Below are 22,368 nucleotides of genomic sequence, written 5' to 3'. Positions count from 1 at the left end.
ATTCGTTACCCGTCTTGCCGAACAGGCGTTCTATGCAATGTGGAACTGCCGCAGTACCGAGATGTTCGTGACCGGAAACCGGATAGCTGACGCTTGATGGAAGGACCGCATCATGGAAAGTATCGGTGATAGACAGAACCTGCCCCAGCTGCCGCGCCTGTCGTGGCGGAGCGTGACCACCGGCATTCTCGCCGCCGCCGGAATCGGTGCGGCACTGCTGTTCACAGCGGGTGAGGCCGAGGCGACGCCGGTGACCATCCCCGGTATCGGCCAATTCGAGGTCGCCGACGAACTCGCCGCCCGGCTCGGCATCATCGCCCCCGCACCGGAAGCGGCGGTTGTCGAGATCCCGGCCGCGGACGAGTCGATTATCGAAAGCTATGAATTCCGTCCCGTGACGATTCTCGGCGCGGGTGTGAATTCGCGGACTCCGCGCCTCGCGGCGATTCCGGAACAGCCCGGACGACCGGTGCTCCCCGAGTCCGCACCCGCGGCCCTGCCCGAATCCGCACCCGCGGTGATGCCGGAATCCGTCCCCGCGAATATCGCGGCGGAATCGCGTCAGGTGACCGTCGCCGGTCTGGGCGAATTCTCCATTCCGAGTGCGCTGCCGTCGCTCATGGGAATTCCGGGCGTGACCGATACCGCCGCCGTCCCCGCGCCGATGCCCGCCGCGATGCCGAAGAAGTCCGCGGGCGAGCGCGCGGTGGAGGCGGCCCGGACCAAAATCGGCTCGAATTACCGCGCCGGTGGGTCCGGTCCCGATAATTTCGACTGCTCGGGTCTGGTGCAGTGGTCCTATCACGAGGCGGGTGTGGATTTGCCGCGCACGAGTTATTCGCAGCTGGCAGCCGGCACCCCGGTCTCGGTGGATGAATTGCAGCCGGGCGATCTGGTGTCCTTCTATGGCGGCGGCCACTCCGCGCTGTACGCGGGCGACGGTCAGGTCATCCACGCCGCGACATACGGTTCCGGCGTGAAGCTCTCGCCGATGAGCGAGATGCCCGTCAGCGGCGCCCGCCGCTTCTGAGCCTTCAGGGCCAGCCGACCGCATTCGCCCGGAACACGAATTCCGGATACGAGACGCCACCGGTCCCACCCCACAACTGCTGTGCCATGACCCGCAGCCGGGCCCGCAACGGGTCGACGATCTGTTCGGGAGTCATGACCTCGGGATCATCGCACCAGAGGAAGAGCATGGAACCACGCAGCAGCCGTCGATCCGCGTCGGGCAGTCGGGAACCGTTCACGAAAAGTCCGGGGTCCCAGGCGTACAGGAGTTCGGGCGGTGCGTTCAGCGCCGCGGCCGGTCCGCCGGTGACGAAGTACGCCGGTGTGAAGGCGGCGTTCAGGATGGGATGTCCGGCCGCGGTGAGCTCGGCGGGTGTGCGCCCGCCGGGCAGCCACGGCAGTCCGCCCGCGCTGGACGACCAATACTGCATGACCACTTCGGTTTTCGGTGCGATGGTGACGGCCTGGTCGAAGCCGTCGTTCCAGGCGCGCGGTGTCCTGCCGAAGGATTCGACGATATCGGCGGCCCAGTTGGCGAAGGCGACGATGACATCGCCGGGTGCGGCATCGGGTCCGATGACCCGGGTGGCGTATTCGCTCAACTGTGGATATCGGCTGTAGTCGCTGATGTACTCATCGCAGCCCAGATGCCAGTAGCGGCCGCGGAACATGGGTACGAACTCGTGCAGGATATCGCTGATCAGTTGGTAGGCGGCGGGATTGGTGAGGTCGATCTTGCCGCCGACGCCGCCCGCGATGAGGTTGTCGCGCTGGGCATCTGCCGAGCTGGTGTGCGCCGGCCGCAGCACCAGGTCCTGATGTTGGGCGAGAATGGCGTTCATATGGCTGGGCATATCGATTTCGGGCACGATCTCGATGCCGTACGAGTCGGCGTAGTCGAGTATGTCCGCGATATCGGCGGCGGTGTAATGCAGCGGCGAGGTGATTTCCGGATGGACGCGGCTGTCCAGCCGGAAGCCCTGGGAATCCGAGAGATGCAGCTGCACCATATTCATGCGCAGGTGGGCGGCGTCCCGAATTCGGGCTTTCACCCAGTCGGCCGGGAAGAATTCGCGGCCGGTGTCGAGCATGAGCCCGCGCTCGGCGTAGTCCGGCCAATCCTGTGCGCTGCCACCGGGAATGGTGCCGGATTGCCGCAACCACTGCAATGCGGTCTGTGTGCCGTGCGCGATGCCGGGCAGGTCGCGGGCGCTGATGGTCAGCCGGTCGGTCGACGAAATGCGGTACGACTCAGCCGGTTCCGGTGCGTCACCGGTCTGGACCAGCACGATGTCACCGGCGCGTGCGCCCGTGCCGGTGACCGATACCGGTTTGCCGATGCCGGTGAGATCCTCGGCCAGTCGTTGGGCGGGTCCGCGCGATGCCGCGTCGGCGACGATGCGGGCGTCCGATCCGAGCGTGAATCCCGTTCCACCGGAGATCCATTGCTTGATACTCGGAATTGTCGGCGGAAGCTCTTGTGCGACAACAGGTTCCGCATTAGCGCCGGGCGCGGCGGCCATAACGCAGGCCGTCGCGGTCAGCCAGCGGGCGATATTCCGGGTGAATCGCGAACGGACCACCATCGAATTTCCTTTCGGCGCGTCGAGACCGGCATAAATTACCAGTCGCCTGTCACAATGCTGCGGACAACCACTTCATCCGGCACGGAGTAAGAGGTGCGAAATGAGTAAAAGGCAATCGATAACGCTCGCCCGGGCGGCGGCGGTGGCGCTGGCGACTTTCACGGTCGCGGCGCTCTCGACTTTCACCGCGGGTCCGGCGAATGCCGCCCCGGTCTGCGCGGGCGCGGGTCAGCCGACCGTCGTGGTCGCGAATCCGGGTGGCGCACTGGAGGGTTTGACGATCGATCCGGCCGGGCGCGCCTTCACCACCGATCTGCTCACCGGCCGGGTTTTCCGGATCGACTTCCCGGGCGCGGCCGCGGTGCCGATCGCCACGGTGCCCAGCGGCGGCGGTGGCGCGCTGGCCTGGACGCCCGATGGCAAACTGCTGGTCGGCTACGGCGCGGACGCCCGGGTGATCGCGGGTGACAGTCTGCGGCACGCCGGCATCGTCACGGTCGATCCGGATACCGGCGCGATGGCGCCGTACGCGTCGGGTTTGAGCGCGGCCGACGGTATGGCCGTCTCGCAGGACGGAATCGTCTACGCCACCAATGATTTCGCGAATCTCATCGGCCGGGTGTACCCGAACGGCGCGGTGCAGGCCGATTGGGGCAATCTGCCCAGCTCCAATGGCGCGGTGCTCAGCAGTGACGATCGCTTCCTCTATGTCTCGCGGACTTTCGTCAATCCCGGGGTGAGCCGCATCCCCACCGATGCCCCGTGGGCGCCGCAGTCGGTGCTGGATCTGGGTGGCGGTGACGCGCTGGACGCCCCCGACGGTCTGACGCTGGATTCGCTGAATCGTCCGGTGGTGCCGCTGAATCCGTCGGGGCAGGTGGTCCGCATCGATGCCAACAACCAGTTCTGCGTGCTCGGCTTCGGTAACAACCTGACCAGCGTGGTGAGTTACGGCCGTGGCGGGCAGGGCTTCTCGGCGGGCCGGTTGTTCGGCGCGACCTTCACCGGTGTGGTGTACGAGATTCCGGGCGGATTCGATCCGAACGCCCGCACCGCCGCACCCTGACCGGGGCGCGAAAACGTCGATCTGTTCGGGGCGGGGCGAACGCTACGTTGCGTTCGCACGCCCTGCGATCGCGATATGCAATCGAAAGTTGTATTACGCCAAGTTAATTCACTTTGCAGTCGAGCAATAATGCTGCAGCCTAATGCGATTGGGTTGGTGTTGTGTTGCAATAGATTTGGTGAGGGAGGTGGTGCCCATGCCCGGAGGGCGGCTCACGCCGGAGGATCGCCGGCGCATTGCCACGGGTTTGACGCAGGGACTGGGATACGCGGAGATAGCCCGCCAGCTGGGCCGTCCCACGTCGACGGTGAGCCGGGAGGTGACCCGCAACGGCGGACCGGGCGATTACCGCGCCGATCTCGCGCACGCCGCGACGGTGGTGCGCTCGCGGCGCCGGGTGGCGCGACCCCGGCGGATCGAAAAACCGCCGGGCGCAGACGAATACGGACGGTTACCGGCGGTGGTCGGCGATTTCAGCGCGCAGTTCGCGGAGCTGTTCGTGCGCACCGGGGTGCCGAAGATGGCGGCGGCGGTGCTGGCCCGGCTCTATGCCGCCGACTCGGGCAGTATCACCGCCGGTGAACTGGTGCGATATCTGCGGGTGAGTCCGGCGACCGTCTCGGCGGCCGTCGGCTATCTGGAGGGGCAGCAGCTGATTCGCCGGGAGCGCGATGCGGGCACCCGCCGGGATCGCTATTTCCTCGACGAATCCGCCTGGTACCGAGCCACTCTCGCGAGCGCCCGGGCGAATGAGGCGCTGGCGGCCAAGGCGCGCGACGGCGCGGCGACGCTGGGTATGAATTCCCCCGCGGGGCAACGTCTGCTGGGGATGAGCGAGTACCTGGAGAAGGTCGGCCTGGATATGGTCCGTTCCGCCGAGCGCTGGCGCACGCAGCTGGGGGCCTGACCGAATCCGGGTGCCGACGTGCCTGGACCATAGACATACATACGGTATGTATGTAAAAGTGGTGGGGTACCCACGGGCATTGGAGCAACGATGGCAACAAGCACATCACTCGGCCGTACCCACGAAATCGACGTCCCCGGCGGCCGCATCAGGTATCACGACACCGGCGAGGGCCCGCCGGTCGTCTTCATTCACGGATTGCTGGTCAACGCCGATCTCTGGCGCAAGGTGGTGCCGCGGATCGTGGCGGCGGGCTACCGCTGCCTGGCTCCGGACCTGCCGCTCGGCGCACACGAGATCCCGGTTCCCGCAGCGGATCTCACTCCCACCGGGGTCGCCGATCTGATCGCCGCGTTCCTGGAGCGGCTGGATCTGCGCGATGTCACCCTGATCGCCAACGACACCGGCGGCGCGATCACCCAGATCCTGCTGACCCGCGATCGCTCCCGCATCGGGCGGGTGGTGCTGGCCTCGGTCGACAACTACGAGCGTTTCCTGCCGCCGCCGCTGACGGTATTGCCCTGGCTGGCAAGGATTCCGGGTTCGGTCCGCCCGCTCACCGAGAGCATGCGCTGGCGCGCTCTGCATCGGCTGCCCATCGCCTTCGGCTTGGTCGCCAAACGACCGGTGCCGCCGGAGATCGCGGATTCGTATCTGCTGCCCAGTCGGCGCTCCGCCGCCATCCGCAAGGATCTGCGGCGGCTGCTGCTGACCTTGAACAAGCGCTACACCCTCGAAGCGGCACGGAGTTTCGGCGAAATCGAGATCCCGGTGCTCGTGGTCTGGGCCGCCCAGGACAAGTTCTTCCCGGTCGCAGGGGCCGAGCGGCTGGTCCGGGATTTCCCGAACGCCACCCTGCGCCTGATCGACGATTCGTACACCTTCCTGCCGGAAGATCAACCCGAGTTGCTCAGCGGCACGATTCTGGAGTTCACTCGGCTGCATGCCACGCCGTAGCCAGGAGGACCGCTCGCGCACCACCCGGGCCGCGCTCGAGGACGCCGGACGCCGGCTGTTCACCGAGCGCGGCTTCGCCGGTACCTCCGCCGAGGATCTGGTGGCCGCGGCCGGTGTCACCCGGGGCGCGCTGCACCACCACTACGGCGATAAGCGCGGATTGTTCCTGGCGGTGCTGGAGCAGGTGGAGGTGGAAGCCTCCGCCGAGATCGGAACCGCCATCGCCGCACACGATTCCGCCGATCTGCTGGGCGGGATGGCGATCGGCCTGGCCACCTTCCTGGAGATCTGCCGCCGCCCCGCCATGCTGCGGATCGTGCTGCAGGACGGCCCAACGGTGCTGGGCTGGCAGGCTTTTCGGGAATTCGAGGCGCAGCACGGGCTGGGCCTGATCGTCGATATGCTCGAGCGCGGCCGACAGGCGGGGCTGATCGTCGATGCCCCCGTACCCATGCTGGCCCAGCTCCTGATGAGCGCGCTGACCGAGGCTTCGCTCATGGTCGCCAATGCCGAGGATCCGGATCTGGCCCGCGCGCAGGCCCAGCAGTCCCTCATGCTGCTGCTCGCGGGCGTTCTCCGTACCTGATTCGCCGCGAAACCGCTACGGCGGCGGCGCCCCCGCGGTCCCGGGGAGGGGATGTATGGCAATTGCCGGGAACCGCCGGTGAATTCGATCCACATAGCGGCGCACCGAGGAGAGTTCGGCATCCAGGGATCGGTGGACATCGAGGGTGGCGCTGGACTGTAGTCGCCGGGCCAGGGCCGCGGCGTGCTTTTCCAGTTCGGCCAGAAAGACCCGGGCCTGCGCTAACTCGGGATCCTCGGCACTGTCGTAACTATCGAACATCGGCTACTCGGATCATGCGGTTCGGGTGCGTCATTGCGCGGCGCGACCCTCTGGGCTGCATAACGCGGAAGTATTCCACGCGGTTACCGGCCGCGCTGGCCGAATGGTTTGCGATCCTGCGACATTCGCGAATCGATTCGGGCATGTCTGCGCGGGAAGTCGAATTCGGGTCCGCCAACTAACGTCACTCCCATGGCCATCAGCTATCTGGAATCGATTGTCGTCGGCGCGCTGCAGGGGGTGAGTGAACTCTTCCCGGTCTCGAGTCTCGGCCACAGCATTCTGCTCCCGGCCTGGGTGGGCGGACAGTGGGCGGACGACCTCAGCATGTCCGCGAAGAACTCGCCGTACCTGGCGCTGCTGGTGGCCATGCACGTGGCGACGGCCATCGCGCTGGTGGTGTTCTTCCGGCGGGACTGGATCCGTATCTTCGGCGGGCTGTGGGAGGTCGCGCGCAGCCGGGAGATCCGTTCGCCCGAGGCGCGATTGGGGGTGCTGCTGATCATCGCCACGATTCCGGTCGGGGTGGCCGGGCTGCTGCTGGAGAAGGCGGTGCGGAACTATCTGGGCACACCGATTCCGACGTCGGCGTTCCTGATGCTCAACGGGCTGGTGCTGCTGTCCGCCGAATTGCTGCGCAAGCGCGAGACCCAGCGGGATCTGGCGCTGGTCAGTCCCACCGCGCGAACCGTGGATCTGTCCGCCGCGGACACCCTGGTGCTGCCGGCCACCGATCCGGCGTACGCCTCCGATATCCGGCTGGCGCGGCTGGGCGTGAAATCCGTGCTCATCATCGGCTCGGCGCAGATCGCGGCGCTGTTCCCCGGAATCAGCCGGTCCGGCAGCACGATCGTGGCGGGCGTATTCAAGGGGATGCGGCACGAGGATGCCGCGCGTTTCGCGTTCATGCTGGCCACGCCGGTGATCCTGGCGGCGGGCGTACTCAAGACGCCGGAGCTGTTCACCCCGGAGAACCACGCGATTCTCGGTCCGGCGCTGGTGGGCAGTGTGGTGGCAGGTCTGCTCTCCTATGTCTCGGTGAAATTCCTGACCGGATACTTCGAGACGAGAACACTCACACCGTTTGCCATCTATTGCCTGATAGCGGGTGCTGCTAGCCTCGCGTACTTCACCTTGGCGGGGTGAGAATCTGTACATGGCACTCGTACAGCCCTTCACTCGCTTCGTCGCCCTCGGCGACAGTCAGACCGAAGGCGTCGGCGATCCCGATGACAATGGCGGATTCCGCGGTTGGGCGGACCGGTTCGCCGGGAAACTCGCCGCCGCGAATCCGGGTCTGCTGTATGCCAATCTGGCCATTCGCGGCCGCCGCACCGCGCGCATTCGCGCCGAACAGCTCGGGGCGGCGCTGGCGCTGCGGCCGGATCTGGTCGCGCTCATCGCGGGCATGAACGATCTCATCCGGCCGCGTTTCGATCAGGCGGGCACGCTCGCCGATATCGAGGCCATGCTGGCGGCGCTCACCGAATCCGGGGCCCGGGTCATCTCGTTCACCTTCCCCGATATCGGCAGCGTCGCGCCGTTCGTGCGCCCGCTGTCCGGGCGGGTGCGCACCATGAACGCCGAATTGCGTGCGCTGGCAGCCAAATACGATGTCACGCTGGTCGATTTCGAACCGGTCGGCACCACCGTCGATCCGCGCGCCTGGGCGAACGACCGCCTGCACCTGAGCCCGCTCGGGCACGAGATCGTGGCGCAGGCCGTCGCCGACACCATGGCGATCCCGGGCGCGGACTCGTCCTGGCGCGATCCGCTCCCGCCCTCGGTGCCGCAGCCGCCCGTGGATCGGGTGGTCGACGAATTGCGCTGGGTCGCCGAGCATTTCGTGCCCTGGGTGGGCCGCCGGGTGCGCGGTCGCTCCTCCGGTGACTTCGTACTGCCCAAACGCCCGCAGCTGACCGCCGTCGCGCCCGAATGGCACGGCGGCTGGAGCACACCGCTGCCCTCCTGAGGCGTCAGTTCACCTGACGGCCGTCGACATCCCAATACCGCTTGCGCAGTTCGCGTTTGAGGATCTTGCCCGCGCCCGAGACCGGTAGCGCGTCCACCACCTCGATGGTGCGCGGGGCCTTGTATCCGGCGATCAGGGTTTTGGCGTGCTCGCGGATCTGCTCGGCGGTGACCCGCTGTCCGGGTTGGCACACGATGACCGCGTGCACCCGCTCACCCCACTCCTGGTCCGGGACACCGATCACCGCGCAGGCCGCCACCGCCGGATGCGCCGCCAGCGCGTTCTCCACCTCGGCGGAGTACACGTTCTCACCGCCGGTGACGATCATGTCCTTGAGCCGGTCCACCACGTAGACGTAGCCGTCCTCGTCCATATATCCGCCGTCGCCGGTGTGCATCCAGCCGTCCCGAATGGCGGCGGCGGTGTCCTCGGGGCGATTCCAGTAGCCGAGCATGACATGCCCACCGCCGACCACGATTTCGCCGACCGTACCGCGCGGGACCTCGACGCCGTCGGCGTCCAGAATGCGGACCTCGCTGTGCGGCATGGCGCGGCCCGCCGATCGCAGCCGCCCGTCGAGATGATCCTGCGGGCTGAGCAGGGTGGCGATCGGCGACAGCTCGGTCATGCCGTACGCCTGCACGAAACCCGCTGTGCTGAAAGCCTTCATGGCCCGCTCCAGCACGGCGGCGGAGATGGGCGAGGCCCCGTACATGACGTGCCGGACGCTGGTCAGATCGTGTTCGGCGGTGGCCGGATGATCGACCAGCAGCTGAATCATGACCGGTACCAACAGCGATGCCGTCACCCCGTGCCGTTCGATCGCATGCAGCGTGGCCACCGGATCGAAGGCCGGGATCATCACGTGCGTACCGCCGAGCATGACCGTGGCGTACCAGCCCGCGAGATCTGCCAGATGGAACATCGGCGCGGCGTGCAGGAAGCGCACGCCGGGGGAGAAGAGGTAACCGCTGGCCACCCCGCCCAAGGCCGAGGCGGTCAGATTGGCGTGACTGAGCATGACGCCCTTGGGGAATCCGGTGGTGCCGCCGGTGTAGAAAACTCCAGCCAGGTCCGCGCCGCCGCGCCGGGCATCGGCGATGGGCTCGGCACCGGCGATCAGCTCTTCGTAGCCGAGCGCGCCCGCGGGGGTGGGACCGTCACCGCAGTGGATGACGGTCGTCAATCCGGGATGCTGCTCCCGCAGCGCGGGCAGCATGGGTGCGAAGGCGTCGTCCACCAGCAGCACCTCGGTACCGGAATCGACCAGTGAATAGGCGATCTCGGCCGGGCTCCAGCGGATATTGACCGGGTTCAGCACCGCGTTCGCCCACGGCACCGCCAGCAGATATTCGTGGTAGCGGTCCGAATTCAGGCCGAGCATCGCCACCCGATCGCCGTCGCCGACGCCCAGTGCGCGCAGCGCGCCCGCCAGCCGGGACACCCGATCCAGCACCTCGCGGAAGGTCCGGGTGCGGTCCCCGCAGATGGTCATGACGGCGTCGGGAGTCTGTTGGGCGGCGCGGTGCAGTCCCTGGGTCAGGTACATGGGCGGATCCTTCGTCGAACGTCGGTGTCGGACGTCACAAGTATTTGCGGGCGGGTGTGACCCGGGCCATGGAGTCAGCCCCGGACTATGACCCTCGCGCTTTGTTGGTTTTTCCAAATCCCGGCCGTAGCCTCGGTGGTGAAATGACCGATTCCCGCGAGGCAGCGAAGCCGACCGCCCGGCGGCGGTTGATCACGCGCGTGCGGGAGCGCACCCCGGAATTGAGCGAGCGCATCGTGGCCCGGGCGCGCGCGGAGATGCCGGGTTATCTGGCGCTGCCGGGTGAGCAGATCGCCCGGGTGACGGTGGAGATGGTCGACCGGCTGCTGGCCGCGCTCGGCGATGGTCGCGATCTCACCGAGGATGATCGGCGCGCCCTCCGCGAATTCGGCGAAATCCGCGCCCGCCAAGGTGTTTCGCTCTCCGATGTGCAGAACGGATGGCGCATCGCCATTCGTGAGATGGTCGCGGATCTCACCTCCGCCGCACAGTCGGCCCGCGTCGCCGACCGCACGCAATTGGCCCTCGTGCACGATCTGCTCGATATCGTCGATCAGGCGACGGCCGCGTTCAGCGGCGGGCATCGCGATGTCGAGATCGAACTGGCCAGGCACGATCAGCAATTGCGCGCCGAATTCGCCCGGGCGCTACTGCTGGGCGGGCTCGGACCGGGCGATATCCATGTGCAGGCGCAGCGCTACGGCCTCGATCCGGCGGGGGAGTACCGCGCCTTCCGCGCTCGCGGCGATGATCCGCGCGCCACCGCCGACCTGCGCGGCCTGCTGCGCCCCGAGGTGACCGCGGTGCGGGTGTTCTCCACCGCCATGGAAGGTGATATCGCCGGATTCCTCTGCGGCAGCGGCACTCTCGACACCACCGGCACCATCGGACTGGGTCCGGTCACCGGTCTCGCCGAACTGCCGCGTTCCTTCCGGCTGGCCAGCCGCATGCTGGCCACCGCGCACCGCTACGGCCTCACCGGCTCCGCGGATCTGGACCGCCTCGGCCTGCTCCCGGCCATCGTCGCCGACACCGATCTGGGTGATGAGCTGGCCCGCCGCTATCTCGATCCGCTGGGCGGCGGAGAACAGGCGCGCGTCGTCATCGAAACCGTCGACCGCTATCTGCATTCGGGTATGCGCATCGAGGCCACCGCGGAGCGACTCATAGTGCACCAGAACACCGTTCGCTATCGCCTGGCCCGTTTCGAGGAACTCACCGGCACCGATCTGCGCGCACCGTACAGCGCCATGCGGGTGTGGTGGGCCATCCAGCATCGCAAAGCGAATCCGGCGGGCTGACGTATGCCCGCAATGTTCAATCAGTGATTGAACCGGTGATTGAAACGTGTTCTACTGGTCGGGTGGTGCGAGTGAACGATGATCTGTCGACACGGCAGAAACTGCTGACCGTGGCCGAGCGACTGCTCCTGGAATCCGGCTTCGACGCCGTATCGGTGCGGGCGATCAATGCGGCGGCGGGTATGAATCCGGCGTCGGTGCATTACCACTTCGGTTCCAAGGAAGCGCTGGTCGCGGCGCTGCTGGAGGATCGGCTCGGGCCGATCTGGCGCGAGCGGCTCGATACGGCGCTGGCGCGGCGACGGGAGGGCTGGATTCCGTCCATCGCCGAACTCATCGATGTGGTGGTGGATCCGCTCGCCGAACTGGCCGCCGATCCGGTGGGCCGGTTGCGGCTCAACCTGCTCGCGCGCGTGGTGCTCGGCGGGCGCGAACAAGCGTGGAGCGCACAGTGGTTCGTCTTCGACCCCTGGGTCGAGTTACTGCTCGCGGTGCGGCCGGAACTGTCCGAACGCGAGGCCGCGGGCCGCTGGGGCCTGGCCTTCACGCTCATCCTGGAGTACTTCGGCGATCCGCTCTCGGCCACACCGCGCGACCGGCACATCCCGGTGACCACCCTGAAATCCTTTGTAGCGGCAGGACTTGTACAACAGTGACCGAGATCTTCGCACCGGCAAAGCTGGGCCCGATAACGCTCCCCAATCGCATCATCAAGGCCGCCACCTTCGAGGGCCGCACCCCGCAGGCCCTGGTCACCGATGACCTCATCGACTTCCACGTCCGGCATGCCACCGGGGGAGTGGGCATGACCACGGTGGCCTATTGCGCGGTGCTGCCGGAGGGCCGCACCGACCGGCACCAGATCTATATGCGGCCGGAAGCCGTGCCCGGTCTGCGCCGCCTCACCGATGCCGTCCACGATGCGGGCGCGGCGGTGGCCGCGCAGATCGGCCATGCCGGACCGGTCGCGAACGCCGCCTCCAATCGGCTGCCCGCCGTTGCGCCACACCGCATTCCGAGCCCGCTCGGCATGCGCATGATGCGCCGCGCGGATCAGGCCGAACTCGATCGGGTGGTGGCCGCGCACGCCGACGCCGCTGTGCTGGCCGCGGAATCCGGATTCGATTCCGTGGAAATACATTTCGGGCACAACTACCTGGTGAGCTCATTCCTGAGCCCGTTCCTGAATCGCCGCCGCGACGACTACGGCGGTTCCACCCGCAATCGCGCGCGCCTGGCGCTGGATGTCGCCCGCGCCGTGCGGGCGGCGGTCGGTGACCGCATCGCGGTGACCGCCAAGCTGAGCATGGATGACGGTGTGCCCGGCGGCTTCTGGCTGGACGAGTCCATCCAGGTGGCGAAGTGGCTGCAGGACGACGGCAGCGTGGATGCCCTGGAACTCACCGCGGGCAGCTCACTGCTCAATCCCATGTACCTGTTCACCGGGGAAGCGCCGCGCCGCGAGTTCGCCGCGGCCTTCCCGCCGCCGATGAGCTGGGGTATGCGCGCGGCGGGCTCGAAATTCCTGCGCGAGTACGCCTTTCAGGAGGCGTTCCTGCTGGACCGCGCCCGCCAGTTCCGCGCCGAGTTGGACCTGCCGCTCATCCTGCTGGGCGGTATCACCCGCCGGGAGACCATCGAAAGCGCTCTCGCGGAAGGCTTCTCCTTCGTGGCCATGGCGCGCGCCCTGCTGCGCGAGCCCGATCTGCCGAACCGTATGCGCGCCGACGCGGCCACCCCGTCACTCTGTGTCCATTGCAACAAGTGCATGCCGACCATCTACTCGCGCACCCGCTGCGTATTGGTCCCGACCAGCTGAGCCGGTCCGAAAACGAAAGCGCCGCAGACCTTGTGGGTCTGCGGCGCTGTCATGGAACTAGCTTCAGATGTCGAACCGGTCCAGGTTCATGACCTTGTCCCACGCCTTCACGAAGTCCGCGGCGAACTTCTGCTTGGCGTCGTCGGTCGCGTAAACCTCCGCGACGGCACGCAATTGCGAGTTGGAGCCGAACACCAGGTCGACCCGGCTGGCGGTCCACTTGGTCGCGCCGGTGGCGCGGTCCTTGCCCTCGAAGGTCTCCGCGTCCGCCGAGGTGGGCTCCCACGTGGTGCCCATATCGAGCAGGTTCACGAAGTAATCGTTGCTCAGCGTGCCCGGCTTATCGGTGAATACGCCCAGCTGGGACTGGTTGTAGTTGACACCGAGGGCGCGCAGGCCACCGATCAGCACGGTCAGCTCGGGGGTGCTGAGGGTGAGCAGGTTGGCCTTGTCGATGAGCAGGAACTCCGCCGGGAGACGGCTGCCCTTGGCCAGGTAGTTGCGGAAGCCGTCGGCGTTCGGCTCGAGCGCCGAGAACGACTCCACATCGGTCTGCTCCTGGGTGGCATCGGTGCGGCCCGGGGTGAACGGCACCTCGAGGTCGAAGCCACCGGCCTTGGCGGCCTGCTCGACCGCGGCCACACCGCCGAGCACCACCAGGTCGGCGAACGAAACCTGCACGCCGCCACCGGCATTGAAGGATTCCTGGACGCCTTCCAGCGCGCGGATGACCTGCGCCAGCTCGTCCGGGTTGTTGACCTCCCAGCCGCTCTGCGGGGCCAGGCGGATACGGCCGCCGTTCGCGCCACCGCGCTTGTCACTGCCGCGGAACGACGAGGCCGCCGCCCACGCGGCCGACACCAGCTGCTGCACGGTGAGTCCGGTGGCCAGGATCTGCGCCTTCAGATCGGCGATCTCGGCGGCGCCGATGACCTGCGCCGGAGCCTCCGGAATCGGGTCCTGCCAGAGCAGCGTCTCGGCCGGCACCTCGGGTCCGAGGTAGCGGACCTTGGGACCCATATCACGGTGGGTCAGCTTGTACCAGGCCTTGGCGAAGGCCTCGGCCAGCTCTTCCGGATGCTCCAGCCAGCGGCGGGTGATCTGCTCGTAGATCGGGTCGACGCGCATGGCCAGGTCGGTGGTGAGCATGCCCGGAGCGCGGGTCTTGGACGAATCGAAGGCGTCCGGCACCAGGCCCTTGCCGGTGCCGTTCTTCGGGGTCCACTGGTGCGCACCGGCGGGAGACTTGGTCAGCTCCCACTCGTACTGGTACAGGATGGTCAGGAAGCTGTTGTCCCACTTGGTCGGCGTCCAGGTCCAGGTGACCTCGAGTCCGGAGGTGATGGCGTCCTTGCCGACGCCGGTGCCGAAGCTGGACTTCCAGCCCAGGCCCTGCTCCTCGAGCGGGGCGGCCTCGGGCTCGGGGCCGACGTGATCGGCCGGGCCCGCGCCGTGCGTCTTGCCGAAGGTGTGACCGCCGACGATCAGCGCCGCGGTCTCCTCATCGTTCATCGCCATGCGGCGGAAGGTCTCGCGGATGTCGGCCGCGGCCAGCAGCGGATCCGGATTGCCGTTGGGGCCTTCCGGATTCACGTAGATCAGGCCCATCTGCACTGCGGCCAAGGGGTTTTCGAGATCGCGCTGACCGGTGTAGCGCTCCTCGCCGCCCAGCCACTCGTTCTCCGGGCCCCAGTACACATCCTCTTCCGGCTCCCACTGGTCGACGCGACCGCCGCCGAAACCGAAGGTGCGGAAGCCCATATCCTCGAGCGCCACATTGCCCGCGTAGACGATGAGGTCGGCCCAGGACAGCTTGCGGCCGTACTTGACCTTGACCGGCCACAGCAGGCGGCGAGCCTTGTCCAGGCTGGCATTGTCCGGCCAGGAGTTCAGCGGGGCGAAGCGCTGCATACCCGCACCGGCTCCACCGCGGCCGTCATTGATGCGGTAGGTGCCCGCGGCGTGCCACGCCATCCGGATGAAGAACGGGCCGTAATGCCCGAAGTCGGCCGGCCACCAGTCCTGCGAGGTGTGCATGACATCGACGATGTCGGCCTTGACCGCGGCCAGATCGAGGGTCTTGAACTCCGCCGCGTAATCGAAGTCCTCGCCCATGGGGTTGGCCACGGCCGGGTTCTTCTGCAGAATCTTCAGATTCAGCTGGTTGGGCCACCAGTCGCGATTGCTGCCGCCCTCGACGGGGGGCTTCAAACGGGTGTGCGCGACCGGGCAACCGGTGGCGGGTTCGGTCTGGGCCTCACCGATGGGCGGATGTTCCTGTGCCACGGGGCAATTCCTTCCGGGAGTGGGATCGGGCTGTGATCACTTGTGAGCGGGCTGGGCTGAACAATCGGGGCACAGGCCCCAGTAGATGACCTCGGCCTCGTCCAGGACGAAACCGTTGTGGTTCGAAGGTTCGAGGCAGGGCGCCTCGCCGACGGCGCATTCGACATCGGCGATGACACCGCAGTTGCGGCACACCACGTGGTGATGGTTGTCCCCGACGCGCGTCTCGTAGCGCGCCACCGAGCCCATGGGCTGGATGCGGCGCAGCAGACCGGCATCGGTCAGTGCCCGCAGCACGTCGTAGACGGCCTGGTGCGAAACGGTGCCGAGGGTCTCGCGCACGCGGCGCAGAATCGAATCGGTATCGGAGTGGGGGTGGGCGTGCACAGCGGAGAGCACCGCGACACGCGGCGCCGTCACCCGAAGGTCGGCTCCGCGGAGCATGCGCCCGAAATCAGCTGCTGTGGACACGTTCGTAAGTATGACTGATTCCAGTCTTGGTGGGGGGTGAATTCCGCAAATAGGTCGCTGACCGGGCGAACGCCCGATCGCGATTTTCGGTGGTGAGGAGGGTCTCCACCCATTTCGCGGGGCCTGGGCTACCGTGAAAGGTGGTCGCACACCCGCGGCCCACTGGACGATCGGGACCGTACCCAGGCAGCGACAAGACGGTATTCACCGAAAGAGATACCTCTGTCATGGCCTGGTTGATTCTCGTCATCTCCGGATTCCTGGAAGCCGTCTGGGCGACCGCGCTCGGCAAATCCGAAGGCTTCGCCAAACTCGTTCCCACCGCCGTATTCGGCATCGCATTGGTCATGTCCATGGGCGGCCTCGCCTACGCCATGCGCACCCTGCCGGTGGGCACCTCGTACGCGGTGTGGGTCGGCATCGGCGCGGTGCTGACCGTCGTCTACGCCATGCTCACCGGCGATGAGACCGCCTCGATGCTGAAAATCGCCCTGCTGTTCCTGATCGTGGGCGGCGTGGTCGGCCTGAAACTCGCGCACTGAGGGTTCGCGCTAATGCGGTTCGGCGGCGGCCCGGCTGATCAGTTCGCCGAAGATCACCCGGTCGCCGCCTTCGCTCTTGGCCTGGTACATGGCGTCGTCGGCGCACTGGATGAGTTCCTCGGGGGCGGGCCGCGGGCAGATATGGCAGGCGGCCGGGTCGTAGACGGCGACGCCGATGCTGATCGTCACCGGGATGATGTGATCGGCCGCGACGGCCTGCCGGAACGATTCGGCCACCAGTCGCGCCTGCTCATCGGACAGTCGCCCGACGACCGTGAATTCCTCACCGCCGGAGCGCGCGACCACCAGATCGGCCGTCGCGCAGGATTGCAGCAGTTGCGCGGTGCGGATCAGCACCTCATCGCCCATGGAATGCCCGAAGCGATCGTTGACGCTCTTGAACTGGTCGAGATCGGCGATCATCACGCAGATCTCCGCCCCGTACGTGCTGGTGAAGACCCGGGTCAGGTGGAATTCCAGCCCGCGCCGATTGAACACCTTGGTCAGCGGGTCGGCGGTGGAATCGGATTGCACCAGCCAGAACATGAATTGCAGGGTGGGCAGGGACAGCACCACCGCCGCCATCATGATCAGCACGACCGCGACGGCCAGATAGACGTCGCCATCGCTGCGCACCATGCGCCAGGCCAGTACCAGCACCGTCAGCAGCGACCAAATGGTATGCACCGCAAGCGCTTTGGGGCCGTGAAAGAATGCCAGATAGCAGCCGGTAACCACCAGCAGCATGGCGTTGAGCGATCCGAACACCCGATTCGAATCCAGCATCGACGAGGTGGTGATCGCGATATCCCCCAGCGCGAACAACGCCAGCGATTCCACGGTCCCCGGCCACGACCCGAACCACCAGCGCACCGCCCACAGCACCCCGATCCCGATGATCACCGCCGCGACCACCAGCCCCGGCGTACCGGTGGGCCCGACCGGGGACAGCGCCGTGGCCACCCCGATGATCGCCATGGTGATTCCGCCCGCGCCCACGATCCAGCGCAGCCACCCCTGTATCGAATGCGACTCCAGCACGCGCACCGGCCAGTGGTGATTGACGGGATCCCGCCACCACGATGTCAACAGATCAGCGCTGCTACCCATGGGCTCCGTTCGGCCTCGGCAATCGAACCGGCACACCCCGCAACTTCCCGACCAGTGTAGGTGCGAACTTCCGGTTACGGCGAGGTGCGGCCGCCGCACCCCGCCGATTCCGCGCCGTCACGGTGGAGTTTGATATCGATCACGCCGATCTCGGCCCGAGTGGCCGCGCGGATCAGGCGGCGGATTCGCCGCGACGCGCGCCCGTGTCGGCGGAGCGCCGGGCCGCGGCCATGGCCAGGGGTACGGCCCAGCCCGCGGCCATCTGATCCATGGCGATCCAGCGCTCGTCGACTCTGTTCTGCACCAGCGCGATCGAGATGCCGGATTTCGGATCGGCCCAGCCGAAGGAGCCCCCGGCGCCGATATGGCCGAAACCGTTCAGCGTGCCGACGCTGGGCAGGCCGTGGTAGCCGAGCCGCCAGGTGAGCGGGAGCAGCAGGCCGCGGTCGATCTTGAAGGTCTGCACCCGGTTCAGGGCCGCGACGGTCTGCGGGGACAGGAATTGTTTGCCGTCGGCCGTGCGGCCCCGGCAGGCCAGCGCGCCGTACATGGTCGCCAGAGCCGATGCGGTGCACACGGCGTTTCCGGCGGGGAGCTCCGCGCCGAGGATGGTCGGTGCGTCGCCGTCCAGCATCTCCGCGATGCCCGGTGTGTAGAGAATGCGCAGCGGGTCGGTGAGCGGTCCGGGCTGTGCGGTGAGCCGGTCGGCGATCGGCTGGATGCGCCGCAGTGCGCCGATGAAATTCCGCGATCCGGTGAGATCCGCTGCGCGCGTGCGGGATCCGGGCGGCGGCGCGCCGAGGTGGATACCGTCCACGCCGAGCGGTCCGGCGATCTCGGTGCGGTAGAGCGTCGCCATCCCCTGTCCGGTCACCGCGCGCGCCAATCCCGCGAGCAGCCAGCCGATGGTCAGCGCGTGATAAATCGGCTTGTCCACCAACCGATCCGGCGCGGCCGCCGCCAGCCGCTTCTCCATCAGCAGGTGATCGAGCACCTCCGCGCCCTGCCCCGCGAGCCCGCGTAGCGACGACAGCCCCGCACGATGGCTGAGCAAGTGCCGCACGGTAATTCGCTGCTTCCCATTGGCCCCGAATTCGCTCCAGTATTCCGCCACCGGCACGTCGTAATCGATCAGTCCGCGATCGGCGAGGCGGTGAATCACCGTCGCGGTAATACCTTTCGACGCGGAGAAGATCATCGCCCCGGTATCCGCGTCCCACGCTGTCCCAGACGAATCCGATTCCCCCGCCCAGACATTCACCAGCGGCTCCCCATGCCGATGCACGGCCAGCGCCCCGCCACTACCGGCCCCCGCATGGGTGCGGGCGAAAGCCCTTACCACCCAATCGAATTGTGCATCTGCCCAACCGGAGACGCCTGACGGCAGTGCATATTCCCGAACCGTGCTCATCGATTCACGGTAACGCCGGATGCGGCGGCGAACAATAGTTGTCTGAGACAGATTTATCCGAGCGGCTCGAGTTGGTGGCATATAGCCAAAAGCAAATGCTTCTTGTGTGTTGCGCCGGGGGAGCCGCGGATCGGTGTCGGGATCCGGTACGGAGGTCGCTTCCGATACCGAGCGGCTCCGGTGGCGGTGCGGCCTATACCGTAGGGGGCATGTGTGGAGTGAGCGAAGAGGGTGGATCGCGGGATGTCTCAGCCGTTAGGTTATGACGCCGGCGAACATGCCGTCGATCTCGGCATACATGTGCGCACATTGCCCTCGATCGAGCCGATTGTCATGTGGGTCCCCGATATTCGATCGGTGATCGTGCAGGCCGAGCTGTCCCCGGTTCGACATAACGAGGCGGTCGCGCACGGTGTCGCCCATGCCATCCTGGAGAACAGCTGGACCGTCCGGCGCACCAGAATGGGGCGGCTGCCGCGGATCACTGTGGAACTCGCAGTCCACGATCTCGTTGCGCGCCGCCTGATTCCGATCGACAAATTGCAGGAAGCGCTGTCCCGGTTCGACTCGATCGAATCGTGTGCGGGCTGGCTCGGGGTCGGTGTTCCGATGCTGACGCATCGCCTGTTGAATCTGAAGCTGTTGGAGCGCAGGCTCATTCAACCCGGACGGCTGGATCGGCTGTCCTGGGCGGGTGCGGAGACGATACTGAGCGATATCACCTGTGTGTGGGTGGAAGCGCCACCCGCATCATTCCTGCCGCGACGGGTGCGACGTCGTGCGTGAGTGAAGGGGTGGCACAACCGAACTGCGCGTTGATCGGTGTCGAGATCGATCAGCGGGTATAGCGGGCCTTGAGTCCGGCGACGTAGCCCGCCACCAGATGCAGGTCGTTCTCGGACAATCCGGAAAGGTCGACGATGCCGCCCCTGGGCGGGGTGGTCGGCGCCGGTTTGTCAGGGGCGTCCAATCCAGCTTTGACCAGTACCACCTCTGGATCGAGTCCGACCGCCGCAGCCATTGATTGCAACGTATCGGCCGTGGTGCTGGCCTGGACCTTATGGTCCTTCTTGTACTGGACCCCATTCTCGATCTGAGTCCACAGGCTTGTGCTGATGTTGGCGAGTTGGGCTGCCTTCTCGCGCGACAGGATCCGTTGTTCGCGGGCCTCTCGCAGCGCTTCACTCACCTCCGGCGGGACCGGTGCGCTCCGTCGTCTGCTCATGGGCATTGATCCAATGCTGGGTAGTTGGTTGTAATTTAACCCCTTCTGCACGCACTATAACACGATTGCGCCCACGACCCGAGGGCCGCGCGACCCCCTCGCGGGCCCCCTCGGCGCTGTCCTTACCCGGCCCCTTCGCGGGCGTCGGTGCAGGGACTTGCCTGGACCCTACGCCGCACCCTTCCGTATACCTAAGCCGGACAACGAAACCGGAGCCTCTGACGAGGCTCCGGATGAGAACACGGCTGTATGCAAGATTGCGCCACCTAATTCTCGTTTGCGCACGCATGCGCACTACTTTCTGTTCTCTCTAGTTGCAACTACTTGCAACGAAATGTAGCGTCTGGAACGTTCTCGGGAGCGCGCAGCTCTCCGAGTTTGCCTGCGGGACAGCCATTTCCCTGTTCCGCCGGTCCCATCCAGAGAAAGTCATCCCATGGTTGTGTTTGTCGACGAGGTGCCCCCTCCGGTAACCCGCGCTCGGGAACGTGCGAATCGGGAGTTTGCCGAAGAGCTGCGCGCGAATCCTGGTCGCTGGGCTCGGTATCCGTGGCCCACCCGCTATCCGCATTCCACCAAGCACCGGATTCGGCACGGCCGCGCCGCAGCATTCGGCTCCGGTTTCGAAGCCGAAGTACGCGGCGGAGTCGTCCTGGTGCGGTTCAACCCCGGTCCCGCCCGGGATCGCGGTCATGCCGCGTGAATACGCCAAGCTCCGCATCGACATATGGGCTGATGAGGACTGGAGCGAACTGAGCGAACCCGCTCAACATCTCTATCTGCGCCTGCTGGCGCATCCCCGCCTGTCCAAATGCGGTGTGACCGACTGGCATCCCGCCCGACTGGCCGCCAAGACACGTGGCTCCACCGCACAGCACATTTCCACGGCCGCAATGGAATTGGTCGATCGGCAATTTGTCGTGATCGATGTCGGCACCGAAGAGATTCTGGTGCGCACGCACATCAAGCACGACGGGATCATGCGGTCGGTCAATGGCGCGATCGGCGTGGTCAACGATTACGCCGATATCAGCTCGCCGACCCTGCAGGCCGTGGTGGTGCACGAACTGCGGCGACTGCGCGATCGGTACCCGGACCTGGCCTGCTGGTCGGCCGCCGAACCGCGTGCCCCGCGCGTGCTGGCGCTGCTGCGCCGGCCCGCGGCGGATCCGGCCGCGCTGCCCAATCCATTCGTGGAATCGACTACGAAACCAATGGATTTCACAGAGACACCGGAACCGGAAATGGCCGCTCGCCGCCCCATCGCGCTACCGCACGGCTGGCAGCCCGACGCGGCGCTGGTGGAAACCATGCGCGCCGAATGCCCTGATGTCGATCTGCACGCCGAACATCGCAAATTCGCCGATTACTATCGGGCCACCGGCCGCACCATGGTGGATTGGCCTGCCACCTGGCGCAATTGGATCCGCCGCTCCGCCGAGTCGCGTACGCGACCGGCCGGAGGGTGGCTGACCGCACGGGAACGGCAGCATCGGCAGGCCGCGGCGGATTTCCAGTCCGCGCGCCTGCGTGAGCAATCCGGGGACGCCGCAACGCTTTCCGGCGTGGCGCTGCCGCACATCGATCCGATCGATGCCGAGCGAACGCACCTGGCGGTGCTGGGCAATCCCTTCGAATCCGTACCGCCGAAACAGCGGAATTAATGCTCGCGGAGTCGGAGGTCATAGCGCTCGTCGCATTGATAGCGGGCTATGACAACCGCTTCTGCAATGACGCGAGCACCAGGGCCGCATGGGGTTTCGCCGCCCGGGACGCGCACTGGGATTTCACCGCCGCCTGCCTCGCGATCCGCCGGTATTACAACCGCCCGCTGCGGCCGGATGAAACGCTGCCGCGCATCGCACCGGGCCATCTCACCTATTTGATCCGGGCTGCCCGTCCGGGCGGGCACGGGCCTCGGCCGGTCGCGGAGATACTCGCGACGCGCGGTCCGGGCTCCACCGTCGAACATCGCGAACGAATCCGCGCATATCTAGCGGAACGGCGCGCTAGAGCAGTGGGCGAAAACGTGACGGGCGGCGCTGGGATCGATAGCGCGTGAGCATATCGTCGACCAGCCGGAGATCGTGACTCGACAGCTGCGACAGGTCGATACATTTGTATCCCGGCATCGCCGCGGCCACGGTGCCGGGGTGGTCGTAGTAGGGAGCGTCGTGCTCGGAGGCCCATTCGGCCCGAGCTGCTTCCAGCGCTTCGTCGAACTCCTCTGGCACGCGGTTTCCTGTCTCTCGCCTTGGGCCAACCGGTCCGGGGTCGGCAATCAACGCGCTGCGGCGCGGAGATTGTT

General features: G+C 66.7%; 23 protein-coding genes. 14 read left to right on the top strand and 9 right to left on the bottom strand.

Annotation, left to right across the window (positions count from 1 at the left end; genetic code table 11):
- Positions 1-112 precede the first annotated feature (112 nt).
- On the top strand, positions 113-1,030 hold the full coding sequence (locus AB0L82_RS27495) for an NlpC/P60 family protein (protein ID WP_364642320.1): 918 nt from the start codon (positions 113-115) through the stop codon (positions 1,028-1,030).
- 4 nt (positions 1,031-1,034) lie between these two features.
- On the opposite strand, the gene AB0L82_RS27490 is transcribed toward AB0L82_RS27495, so the two are convergent.
- Positions 1,035-2,597: a beta-N-acetylhexosaminidase gene (locus AB0L82_RS27490; protein ID WP_364642317.1), complete on the bottom strand. Its 1,563-nt coding sequence runs from the start codon at positions 2,595-2,597 to the stop codon at positions 1,035-1,037.
- Positions 2,598-2,697: 100 nt separating this feature from the next.
- On the opposite strand from AB0L82_RS27490, the gene AB0L82_RS27485 reads away from it, so the two are divergent.
- The 4 genes from AB0L82_RS27485 (at position 2,698) to AB0L82_RS27470 (ending at position 6,113) form a co-directional block, all read left to right on the top strand.
- A complete protein-coding gene (locus AB0L82_RS27485) occupies positions 2,698-3,663 on the top strand; it encodes an SMP-30/gluconolactonase/LRE family protein (protein ID WP_364642314.1) in 966 nt (321 codons plus the stop codon).
- 196 nt (positions 3,664-3,859) lie between these two features.
- On the top strand, positions 3,860-4,570 hold the full coding sequence (locus AB0L82_RS27480; protein ID WP_364642311.1) for a helix-turn-helix domain-containing protein: 711 nt from the start codon (positions 3,860-3,862) through the stop codon (positions 4,568-4,570).
- 90 nt (positions 4,571-4,660) lie between these two features.
- The gene (locus AB0L82_RS27475; RefSeq protein WP_364642308.1) at positions 4,661-5,527 is read left to right on the top strand and encodes an alpha/beta hydrolase; all 867 of its coding nucleotides are present in this window, start codon (positions 4,661-4,663) and stop codon (positions 5,525-5,527) included.
- Complete coding sequence (locus AB0L82_RS27470) at positions 5,514-6,113, top strand: TetR/AcrR family transcriptional regulator (protein ID WP_364642306.1); 600 nt, start codon at positions 5,514-5,516, stop codon at positions 6,111-6,113. The genes AB0L82_RS27475 and AB0L82_RS27470 overlap by 14 nt, the downstream gene beginning before the upstream one ends.
- A gap of 15 nt (positions 6,114-6,128) precedes the next feature.
- Here AB0L82_RS27470 and AB0L82_RS27465 read toward each other — a convergent pair whose 3' ends face one another.
- Positions 6,129-6,374, bottom strand: a complete 246-nt coding sequence (locus tag AB0L82_RS27465) for a hypothetical protein (protein ID WP_364642303.1) — start codon at positions 6,372-6,374, stop codon at positions 6,129-6,131.
- A gap of 192 nt (positions 6,375-6,566) precedes the next feature.
- Between AB0L82_RS27465 and AB0L82_RS27460 the strand changes: the two genes are divergently transcribed.
- Positions 6,567-7,520: an undecaprenyl-diphosphate phosphatase gene (locus AB0L82_RS27460; protein WP_364642300.1), complete on the top strand. Its 954-nt coding sequence runs from the start codon at positions 6,567-6,569 to the stop codon at positions 7,518-7,520.
- A 10-nt stretch (positions 7,521-7,530) separates the two neighbouring features.
- Positions 7,531-8,346, top strand: a complete 816-nt coding sequence (locus AB0L82_RS27455; RefSeq protein ID WP_364642297.1) for an SGNH/GDSL hydrolase family protein — start codon at positions 7,531-7,533, stop codon at positions 8,344-8,346.
- A gap of 4 nt (positions 8,347-8,350) precedes the next feature.
- Here the strand turns inward: AB0L82_RS27455 and AB0L82_RS27450 are convergent, their stop codons facing one another.
- Positions 8,351-9,895 (bottom strand): long-chain-fatty-acid--CoA ligase, encoded by a 1,545-nt coding sequence (locus tag AB0L82_RS27450; protein WP_364642294.1) that lies wholly within the window; start codon positions 9,893-9,895, stop codon positions 8,351-8,353.
- A gap of 143 nt (positions 9,896-10,038) precedes the next feature.
- Here AB0L82_RS27450 and AB0L82_RS27445 point away from each other — a divergent pair, with 143 nt between their 5' ends.
- The 3 genes from AB0L82_RS27445 (at position 10,039) to AB0L82_RS27435 (ending at position 13,015) form a co-directional block, all read left to right on the top strand.
- Complete coding sequence (locus AB0L82_RS27445) at positions 10,039-11,196, top strand: helix-turn-helix domain-containing protein (RefSeq protein ID WP_364642291.1); 1,158 nt, start codon at positions 10,039-10,041, stop codon at positions 11,194-11,196.
- A 71-nt stretch (positions 11,197-11,267) separates the two neighbouring features.
- Entirely contained in the window at positions 11,268-11,852 is a 585-nt protein-coding gene (locus AB0L82_RS27440) for a helix-turn-helix domain-containing protein (RefSeq protein WP_364642288.1), read from the top strand.
- Positions 11,849-13,015 (top strand): NADH:flavin oxidoreductase, encoded by a 1,167-nt coding sequence (locus AB0L82_RS27435; RefSeq protein WP_364642285.1) that lies wholly within the window; start codon positions 11,849-11,851, stop codon positions 13,013-13,015. Before AB0L82_RS27440 ends, AB0L82_RS27435 begins: the two co-directional genes overlap by 4 nt.
- Positions 13,016-13,078: 63 nt before the next feature.
- On the opposite strand, the gene katG is transcribed toward AB0L82_RS27435, so the two are convergent.
- Together katG and AB0L82_RS27425 are read right to left on the bottom strand one after the other, a co-directional pair.
- The gene (gene katG, locus AB0L82_RS27430; protein WP_364642282.1) at positions 13,079-15,301 is read right to left on the bottom strand and encodes a catalase/peroxidase HPI; all 2,223 of its coding nucleotides are present in this window, start codon (positions 15,299-15,301) and stop codon (positions 13,079-13,081) included.
- Positions 15,302-15,337: 36 nt separating this feature from the next.
- On the bottom strand, positions 15,338-15,772 hold the full coding sequence (locus AB0L82_RS27425; RefSeq protein WP_364642279.1) for a Fur family transcriptional regulator: 435 nt from the start codon (positions 15,770-15,772) through the stop codon (positions 15,338-15,340).
- A gap of 227 nt (positions 15,773-15,999) precedes the next feature.
- Between AB0L82_RS27425 and AB0L82_RS27420 the strand changes: the two genes are divergently transcribed.
- On the top strand, positions 16,000-16,314 hold the full coding sequence (locus AB0L82_RS27420; protein WP_364642276.1) for an SMR family transporter: 315 nt from the start codon (positions 16,000-16,002) through the stop codon (positions 16,312-16,314).
- Between the two features lie 9 nt (positions 16,315-16,323).
- Here the strand turns inward: AB0L82_RS27420 and AB0L82_RS27415 are convergent, their stop codons facing one another.
- On the bottom strand, positions 16,324-17,424 hold the full coding sequence (locus AB0L82_RS27415; protein ID WP_364642273.1) for a GGDEF domain-containing protein: 1,101 nt from the start codon (positions 17,422-17,424) through the stop codon (positions 16,324-16,326).
- A gap of 172 nt (positions 17,425-17,596) precedes the next feature.
- Positions 17,597-18,835 carry a serine hydrolase domain-containing protein gene (locus AB0L82_RS27410; protein ID WP_364642270.1) on the bottom strand — a complete coding sequence of 413 codons (1,239 nt, stop codon included), beginning with the start codon at positions 18,833-18,835 and terminating at the stop codon, positions 17,597-17,599.
- Between the two features lie 243 nt (positions 18,836-19,078).
- Between AB0L82_RS27410 and AB0L82_RS27405 the strand changes: the two genes are divergently transcribed.
- Complete coding sequence (locus AB0L82_RS27405; protein ID WP_364642267.1) at positions 19,079-19,621, top strand: hypothetical protein; 543 nt, start codon at positions 19,079-19,081, stop codon at positions 19,619-19,621.
- A gap of 49 nt (positions 19,622-19,670) precedes the next feature.
- On the opposite strand, the gene AB0L82_RS27400 is transcribed toward AB0L82_RS27405, so the two are convergent.
- Positions 19,671-20,060, bottom strand: a complete 390-nt coding sequence (locus tag AB0L82_RS27400) for a helix-turn-helix transcriptional regulator (RefSeq protein ID WP_364642264.1) — start codon at positions 20,058-20,060, stop codon at positions 19,671-19,673.
- Positions 20,061-20,496: 436 nt separating this feature from the next.
- On the opposite strand from AB0L82_RS27400, the gene AB0L82_RS27395 reads away from it, so the two are divergent.
- Together AB0L82_RS27395 and AB0L82_RS27390 are read left to right on the top strand one after the other, a co-directional pair.
- Positions 20,497-20,763: a hypothetical protein gene (locus AB0L82_RS27395; RefSeq protein ID WP_364642261.1), complete on the top strand. Its 267-nt coding sequence runs from the start codon at positions 20,497-20,499 to the stop codon at positions 20,761-20,763.
- Positions 20,753-21,724 (top strand): hypothetical protein, encoded by a 972-nt coding sequence (locus AB0L82_RS27390; RefSeq protein WP_364642258.1) that lies wholly within the window; start codon positions 20,753-20,755, stop codon positions 21,722-21,724. The genes AB0L82_RS27395 and AB0L82_RS27390 overlap by 11 nt, the downstream gene beginning before the upstream one ends.
- A 345-nt stretch (positions 21,725-22,069) precedes the next feature.
- Here AB0L82_RS27390 and AB0L82_RS27385 read toward each other — a convergent pair whose 3' ends face one another.
- On the bottom strand, positions 22,070-22,294 hold the full coding sequence (locus AB0L82_RS27385; RefSeq protein WP_364642255.1) for a hypothetical protein: 225 nt from the start codon (positions 22,292-22,294) through the stop codon (positions 22,070-22,072).
- Positions 22,295-22,368 lie beyond the last annotated feature (74 nt).

Origin of the sequence: Nocardia sp. NPDC052001 (assembly GCF_040680615.1) — a bacterium.
In the GTDB taxonomy this organism is placed as follows: domain Bacteria; phylum Actinomycetota; class Actinomycetes; order Mycobacteriales; family Mycobacteriaceae; genus Nocardia.
This window is presented reverse-complemented; position numbering and strand designations above follow the sequence as displayed.

Coding starts and splice junctions, on each gene's coding strand:
- AB0L82_RS27395 (WP_364642261.1), top strand. CDS start 20,497: ATGGTTGTGTTTGTCGACGAGGTGCCCCCTCCGGTAACCCGCGCTCGG.
- AB0L82_RS27455 (WP_364642297.1), top strand. CDS start 7,531: ATGGCACTCGTACAGCCCTTCACTCGCTTCGTCGCCCTCGGCGACAGT.
- AB0L82_RS27485 (WP_364642314.1), top strand. CDS start 2,698: ATGAGTAAAAGGCAATCGATAACGCTCGCCCGGGCGGCGGCGGTGGCG.
- AB0L82_RS27415 (WP_364642273.1), bottom strand. CDS start 17,424: ATGGGTAGCAGCGCTGATCTGTTGACATCGTGGTGGCGGGATCCCGTC.
- AB0L82_RS27460 (WP_364642300.1), top strand. CDS start 6,567: ATGGCCATCAGCTATCTGGAATCGATTGTCGTCGGCGCGCTGCAGGGG.
- AB0L82_RS27390 (WP_364642258.1), top strand. CDS start 20,753: ATGCCGCGTGAATACGCCAAGCTCCGCATCGACATATGGGCTGATGAG.
- AB0L82_RS27480 (WP_364642311.1), top strand. CDS start 3,860: ATGCCCGGAGGGCGGCTCACGCCGGAGGATCGCCGGCGCATTGCCACG.
- AB0L82_RS27445 (WP_364642291.1), top strand. CDS start 10,039: ATGACCGATTCCCGCGAGGCAGCGAAGCCGACCGCCCGGCGGCGGTTG.
- AB0L82_RS27490 (WP_364642317.1), bottom strand. CDS start 2,597: ATGGTGGTCCGTTCGCGATTCACCCGGAATATCGCCCGCTGGCTGACC.
- AB0L82_RS27495 (WP_364642320.1), top strand. CDS start 113: ATGGAAAGTATCGGTGATAGACAGAACCTGCCCCAGCTGCCGCGCCTG.
- AB0L82_RS27465 (WP_364642303.1), bottom strand. CDS start 6,374: ATGTTCGATAGTTACGACAGTGCCGAGGATCCCGAGTTAGCGCAGGCC.
- AB0L82_RS27470 (WP_364642306.1), top strand. CDS start 5,514: ATGCCACGCCGTAGCCAGGAGGACCGCTCGCGCACCACCCGGGCCGCG.
- AB0L82_RS27405 (WP_364642267.1), top strand. CDS start 19,079: ATGTCTCAGCCGTTAGGTTATGACGCCGGCGAACATGCCGTCGATCTC.
- AB0L82_RS27420 (WP_364642276.1), top strand. CDS start 16,000: ATGGCCTGGTTGATTCTCGTCATCTCCGGATTCCTGGAAGCCGTCTGG.
- AB0L82_RS27475 (WP_364642308.1), top strand. CDS start 4,661: ATGGCAACAAGCACATCACTCGGCCGTACCCACGAAATCGACGTCCCC.
- AB0L82_RS27450 (WP_364642294.1), bottom strand. CDS start 9,895: ATGTACCTGACCCAGGGACTGCACCGCGCCGCCCAACAGACTCCCGAC.
- AB0L82_RS27410 (WP_364642270.1), bottom strand. CDS start 18,835: ATGAGCACGGTTCGGGAATATGCACTGCCGTCAGGCGTCTCCGGTTGG.
- AB0L82_RS27400 (WP_364642264.1), bottom strand. CDS start 20,060: ATGAGCAGACGACGGAGCGCACCGGTCCCGCCGGAGGTGAGTGAAGCG.